This is a genomic window from Streptomyces sparsus, from assembly GCF_054776295.1.
Genome location: NZ_BAAHCA010000305.1, coordinates 1 through 5,128 on the forward strand (window position 1 = coordinate 1; position 5,128 = coordinate 5,128).

The 5,128-nt window shown below is 73.1% G+C and carries 5 protein-coding genes and 1 pseudogene; 5 read left to right on the forward strand and 1 reads right to left on the reverse strand.

What is annotated here, in order from left to right; translation table 11 throughout:
• Positions 1-479 (forward strand): oligopeptide/dipeptide ABC transporter ATP-binding protein (locus ACYVE9_RS14945; protein WP_461028332.1); only part of this gene is annotated, 479 nt, incomplete at its 5' end.
• Positions 480-680: 201 nt separating this feature from the next.
• Here the strand turns inward: ACYVE9_RS14945 and ACYVE9_RS14950 are convergent.
• A complete protein-coding gene (locus ACYVE9_RS14950) occupies positions 681-2,822 on the reverse strand; it encodes a S9 family peptidase (RefSeq protein WP_461028333.1) in 2,142 nt (713 codons plus the stop codon).
• A gap of 395 nt (positions 2,823-3,217) precedes the next feature.
• Here ACYVE9_RS14950 and ACYVE9_RS14955 point away from each other — a divergent pair, with 395 nt between their 5' ends.
• The 4 genes and pseudogenes from ACYVE9_RS14955 to ACYVE9_RS14970 form a co-directional block, all read left to right on the forward strand.
• Complete coding sequence (locus ACYVE9_RS14955; RefSeq protein ID WP_283994199.1) at positions 3,218-3,412, forward strand: hypothetical protein; 195 nt, start codon at positions 3,218-3,220, stop codon at positions 3,410-3,412.
• Between the two features lie 24 nt (positions 3,413-3,436).
• Positions 3,437-4,300 carry an N-acetyl-1-D-myo-inositol-2-amino-2-deoxy-alpha-D-glucopyranoside deacetylase gene (mshB, locus tag ACYVE9_RS14960; protein ID WP_461028334.1) on the forward strand — a complete coding sequence of 288 codons (864 nt, stop codon included), beginning with the start codon at positions 3,437-3,439 and terminating at the stop codon, positions 4,298-4,300.
• The gene (locus ACYVE9_RS14965; RefSeq protein ID WP_461028335.1) at positions 4,297-4,680 is read left to right on the forward strand and encodes a DUF6113 family protein; all 384 of its coding nucleotides are present in this window, start codon (positions 4,297-4,299) and stop codon (positions 4,678-4,680) included. Before mshB ends, ACYVE9_RS14965 begins: the two co-directional genes overlap by 4 nt.
• Positions 4,681-4,759: 79 nt before the next feature.
• Positions 4,760-5,128, forward strand: a pseudogene (locus ACYVE9_RS14970) (hypothetical protein); the annotation flags it as partial.

The window sequence follows — 5,128 nt, forward strand, 5'->3', positions numbered from 1 at the left end:
ACGACCTGTCCATCGTGCGGCACATCTCCGACCGCGTCGGCGTCATGTACCTCGGAAAGATCGTGGAGATCGGCACGGACCAGCAGATCTACGACCACCCCACCCACCCCTACACCCAGGCGCTGCTTTCGGCCGTTCCCCTTCCTGACCCGGAACTGAGCGCGCAGCGCGAACGCATCATCCTCACCGGGGACGTGCCCTCGCCCGCCGACCCGCCGTCGGGCTGCCGGTTCCGGACCCGCTGCTGGAAGGCCCGGGAGCGCTGCGCGCTGGAGGTGCCACTGCTGGCGGTCCCGGCGGAGCTCCGCTTCCTGTCGGGGCCGGCCGCCCACGATTCGGCGTGCTTCTTCGCCACGGACCGCCCGGACGTCACCCACCCGGGCACCCCGGTGGACGACGCCGCCGCGGAGGACGCGCCCAAGGGGGAGCCCACGAAGGAGCCGCCGGACGAGCCGAGGCGCAACAGGGACGGACTGTAGGACGACGCGGACGGGCCGACGCCGCACCGACCGCCACCCGCCGGGGCAGGCGCGGGTACGGGCGGGTGACCGGCCGGGGCGACTTGGCTCGCCCCGGCCGGTGCTACGGCACCCGCACGGCCGTACGCATCCCATGGTGCGGCGTCCGTATATCGGAGCGGGGTCCGCGACGTTACCGACCTGTTACCACGTCGGCGGTGCTCACCGCACGTCCAGCGTCCGCTTGAGGAAGTCCACCTGGAGCAGCAGCAGGTTCTCCGCGACCTGTTCCTGCGGTGTCATGTGGGTCACGCCGGACAGCGGCAGCACCTCGTGCGGACGGCCGGCGGCCAGCAGCGCGGAGGACAGCCGCAGGGTGTGCGCGGCCACCACGTTGTCGTCCGCGAGGCCGTGGATGACCATCATCGGCCGGTGCGGCTCCACCGCGCCCGACAGGCCCTCGTCGGTGACCAGCGAGTTCGCCGTGTACACCGCCGGCTGCTGGTCGGGGTGGCCGAGGTAGCGCTCGGTGTAGTGGGTGTCGTACAGCCGCCAGTCCGTCACCGGGGCGCCCGCCACCGCGGCGTGGAAGACGTCGGGCCGGCGCAGCACAGCCAACGCGGCGAGGAACCCGCCGTAGCTCCAGCCGCGGATGCCGACCCGGCCCAGGTCCAGCGGGAACTCCGCCGCCAGACCGTGCAGCGCGTCGACCTGGTCGGTGAGCGTGACCTCCGCCAGGTCGTCCACCACGGCCTTCTCCCAGTCGGGTGACAGACCGGGGGTGCCCCGGCCGTCCGCGATCACCACCGCGAAGCCCTGGTCGGCGAACCACTGCGAGGTCAGATAGGCGTTCTGCGCCGCGACCACCCGCTGGCCGTGCGGGCCGCCGTACGGGTCGAGCAGCACCGGCAGCGGGCCGTCGTCCTCCCGGTACCCGGTGGGCAGCAGCACGGCGGTGGGGATCTGCCGCTCGCCGGAGCTCAGCAGCCGGGGCCTGGCGGTGAGCAGCGGGGTCTCGGCGTGGCTGGTCAGCACGGTGACGGCGCCCTCGCCGGGCCCGTGCACCTCGGTTCGGGAGCCCGGCCGGTCGAGCGCCGAGCTGCTCAGCACCAGGGTCGGGCCGCCGCGGACGGCTGAGGCGTAACCGGGGCTCTGTGCCACGTCCACCCGCGCGCAGCCACCCTCGCCGCTGAACGCCGCCCGGTACACGCCGACTTCGCCGACCGTTCCGTTCGAGGCGCTGAACAGCACGTCGTGCTCGCCGATGTCGAGCACCGCCCGGACGTGCAACGGCGCCTCGGTCAGAGTCCGTTCGCCCACCACGAGGGCGCGGGATCCGTCCCCGTCGCTGATCCGGACCAGCTCACCGGACGGGGACCAGGCGGGCACGCCGGGGAAGAGATCCAGCCACACTGCGTCCTTCTCGGTGTGCAGCACCGAGGTCCGTCCGGTCTCCGGGTCCACCGTGAGGTACTGCTGGGTGCGCTGGTCCCTGGCCTGGACGAGCAGCAGTGGCGGGCCGGCCGGGGACCAGTGCACCGCCGCCAGGTAGGGGTGGGCGGCGCGGTCCCAGACCACCTCGGTACGCGAGCTGCCGTCGGCGGCGAACAGGTGCAGCGTGACGTCGGCGTTGTCGGTGCCCGCCGCCGGGTACGCGACGCTGGTGGGCGCCGACTGCGCGTTCGCCGAGTCGGCGATCCACCAGCGCCGCACCGGCTCCTCGTCGACCCGCGCGACCAGCAGCCGGCTGCCGTCGGGTGACCACCAGTGGCCGCGGGAGCGGTGCATCTCCTCAGCCGCGACGAACTCCGCCAGCCCGTAGGAGACGTGCTCGCCCTCCGGCACCGCCAGCGGCCGGTCCGCACCGCCTTCCAGGCCCACGACGCGCAGCGTGCGGTCCGCGACGTACGCGACGTGCCTGCCGTCCGGCGCGGGGCGCGGGTCCACGGCCGGTGCGGGCACCGGCAGTTCGCGGGCGGTACCGGCCCGCACCTCGGCGGTGAACAGGCGTCCGGAGAGCGTGAACGCGGCGACTTCGCACGCCGCGTCGGTGGCGTAACCGACGATGCCCGCGCCGCCCTCCCGGCTGCGCTCGCGTCGTGCCCGCTCCTCGGCGGACAGTTCCTCGGCGCTGCCGCCGAGCAGCACCGCGGGGTCGCCTGCGGCATATTCACGGCGTCCCGAACCGGTGTCCGCGGTGAGGTCGTGCACCCACAGGGACATCGCGCGGTCGGTGCCGCCGGAGGAGCGCAGGAACAGTACGCGGGCCCCGTCCGGGGACACGGTGAACGCCTTCGGCGCGCCCAGGCCGAAACGTTGGGTGCGGGCGTACTGGCGGGGAAAACTCATGGCTTCGGAGGACATGGACCGAGCGTACGGGGCCCTGCCGACCTGCACGGGCACCTCTGCGCGAAGGCGTGCACGCCGGTGGTACTCCGGGGGCGCCGGGCGCGGCCGTGACCCGCCGGCGAAGGCCGGGTGAAATCTTCGGCAACTTCGTGTGACCACCTTCGGGTGACGTCGCCGAAACCGCCGGGAGCCGGCGCCGGGGAAACCGCTCCCACGTGCGGGCCTTTCGTGCGTCTGACCGATGCCTGGCGACTATGCGCCCCGTCTGCTCCCGTGCACCGAGCCATGCCGACTCACCGATAGTTATGATCAGTTGCGCACGGTGGATGCGTGGGTATGTAGCCCGTGGCATTCCCGTTCCGCGCGTCCCCGTCCGCCTTTCGACCGCACGTCCTTGGAGGTGAGCCGCCGTGGCGCTCTCGATTTCGGCGGTGGTGCTGCTGGCGATCATCGTCTTCTTGTTGATCAAGAAGTCCGGCCTCAAGGCCATGCACGCGGTGATCTGCGTCCTGTTCGGATTCTTCCTGGCCGGTTCGTCGATGGCACCCACCATCAGCGATCTGACCTCGAGCGTGGCCAACATGGTGGGTGGCCTCAAGTTCTGACCTGCGCCGCGTAGGCTCGGCTTCATGACCGCGCGCCGCCTGCTGTTCGTCCACGCCCACCCCGACGACGAGTCGATCAACAACGGCGTGACCATGGCCAGGTACGCGGCCGAGGGCGCCCGGGTCACCCTCGTGACGTGCACCCGCGGCGAGGAGGGTGAGGTCATTCCGCCGCAGTCGGCCCACCTGGCCGCGGACCGGGACGACACCCTCGGCGCGTACCGGGTGGGTGAACTCGCCGCGGCGATGCGCGAACTGGGCGTCGCCGACCACCGGTTCCTCGGGGGCGAGGGCCGGTACCGGGACTCCGGCATGCTCGGCACCGCCCCCAACCGGCGTGCCGACTGCTTCTGGCGGACGCCCGTGGACGAGGCGGCGGCCCACCTGGTCGCCGTCGTCCGCGAGACCCGCCCGCAGGTCCTGGTGACCTACGACCCGGACGGCGGCTACGGCCACCCCGACCACATCCAGGCCCACCGGGTCGCGACGCGCGCCGCCGAACTGGCCGCGCGCGCCGACTACCGGCCCGAACTGGGCGCGCCGCACCGGATCGCGCGCACCTACTGGAACTGCGTCGCCCGCTCCCAGGTCGCTCCGGAGGCCTTCGCCGGCAACCCGTTCGCCGCCGCCGCGACCGCGGCCGACGTGCCGGGTGTGGTGGACGACACGGACGTCGCCGTCCGCATCATCGGCGGGCCCGTCCACACCGCGGCCAAGGCCGCGGCGATGCGGGCGCACGCCACGCAGATCAGCGTGGACGGCGACTTCTTCGCGCTCTCCAACCACCTCGGGCAGCCCCTGCTGGGCACCGAGTGCTACCGGATGCCGGACGGCTCCCGCCCCGCCGGGGCTCCGGCCGACGACCTCTTCGCGGGAGTACCACTGTGACCGTCGCACGTCTCGCCGCGCACACCGGCCTGGTCGCCCTCGGCGCCGCGGTCGGTGCGGCCGCCGTACTCGTCCAGGGCGGCTGGTCACCCGGCGGCCTGCTGCTCGCGCTCGCCGGATCCGCCGCGGCCTTCTGCGGAGGCGCGCTGCTGGTCCGCAGCCGCAGCGGAGCCGTCGCCGCCGGCTCGGGGTGGCTGCTGACCGTGCTGCTCCTGGTGCTCTTCCCCCGCCCCGAGGGGGACTTCCTGATCGCCGCCGGGATCGGCTCGGATATCTTCCTGCTCGTCGGGGTGATGATCCTTGTGGTCTGCGCCACCCTGGCGCCGCCCGGGCAGCCGCGTTTCGAAGGTCTCCGGGAACCTGCCGGACGCCCCGAGTAAGGTGGTGCGGGCCGGCGAGCCGTACTCGCAGCACCATCAGAACGGATGAGTGCGGCGCATCCAACCGGGAGATCCTGCTTTGAGCCGTGAAACTGACAGTTCGTACCCACCCGGGAACGAGCCGGACGAGCCGAAGACCGAGACCACGCTGACCACCCGGATCCGCATCAACATCCCGGGTTCTCGGCCCATTCCCCCGGTCGTCATGCGCACCCCCGTGAGCGGGTCCGACACCGGGACCGCTCCGGCACAGCAACAGGGCCCCGACGAGGGCCCGTCGACCGGAGGTGCGACCGGGAAGCCGTCCGGTTCCGAGGAATCCCCGGAACCCAGCTCCTGGTTCGCGCCCCGCAAGCCCCCCGCGGCAGGCGCCGCCCCGGAACAGACCCCACCGCGCGGCACCCCCAACGGGGCCCGGGCGGGCGGCGGTCAGCCCGACGGCGCCCGC